The 880-nt window shown below is 60.6% G+C and carries 1 protein-coding gene; it reads left to right on the plus strand.

Annotated elements, in window-relative coordinates:
* Positions 1-61 precede the first annotated feature (61 nt).
* On the plus strand, positions 62-826 hold the full coding sequence (locus LL236_RS14740) for an IS6-like element IS6100 family transposase (protein WP_001389365.1): 765 nt from the start codon (positions 62-64) through the stop codon (positions 824-826).
* The last annotated feature ends 54 nt before the right edge of the window (positions 827-880 follow it).

Below are 880 nucleotides of genomic sequence, written 5' to 3' on the forward strand. Positions count from 1 at the left end.
GGCTCTGTTGCAAAAATCGTGAAGCTTGAGCATGCTTGGCGGAGATTGGACGGACGGAACGATGACGGATTTCAAGTGGCGCCATTTCCAGGGTGATGTGATCCTGTGGGCGGTGCGCTGGTATTGTCGCTATCCGATCAGCTATCGCGACCTTGAGGAAATGCTGGCGGAACGCGGCATTTCGGTCGACCATACGACGATCTATCGCTGGGTCCAGTGCTACGCCCCGGAGATGGAGAAGCGGCTGCGCTGGTTCTGGCGGCGTGGCTTTGATCCGAGCTGGCGCCTGGATGAAACCTACGTCAAGGTGCGGGGCAAGTGGACCTACCTGTACCGGGCAGTCGACAAGCGGGGCGACACGATCGATTTCTACCTGTCGCCGACCCGCAGCGCCAAGGCAGCGAAGCGGTTCCTGGGCAAGGCCCTGCGAGGCCTGAAGCACTGGGAAAAGCCTGCCACGCTCAATACCGACAAAGCGCCGAGCTATGGTGCAGCGATCACCGAATTGAAGCGCGAAGGAAAGCTGGACCGGGAGACGGCCCACCGGCAGGTGAAGTATCTCAATAACGTGATCGAGGCCGATCACGGAAAGCTCAAGATACTGATCAAGCCGGTGCGCGGTTTCAAATCGATCCCCACGGCCTATGCCACGATCAAGGGATTCGAAGTCATGCGAGCCCTGCGCAAAGGACAGGCTCGCCCCTGGTGCCTGCAGCCCGGCATCAGGGGCGAGGTGCGCCTTGTGGAGAGAGCTTTTGGCATTGGGCCCTCGGCGCTGACGGAGGCCATGGGCATGCTCAACCACCATTTCGCAGCAGCCGCCTGATCGGCGCAGAGCGACAGCCTACCTCTGACTGCCGCCAATCTTTGCAACAGAGCC

It is taken from the genome of Microbacterium schleiferi (assembly GCF_020781975.1).
Classification (GTDB): domain Bacteria; phylum Actinomycetota; class Actinomycetes; order Actinomycetales; family Microbacteriaceae; genus Microbacterium.

Excerpts from the sequence above, each read along its gene's own strand:
- LL236_RS14740 (WP_001389365.1), top strand. The coding sequence starts at position 62 with ATGACGGATTTCAAGTGGCGCCATTTCCAGGGTGATGTGATCCTGTGG.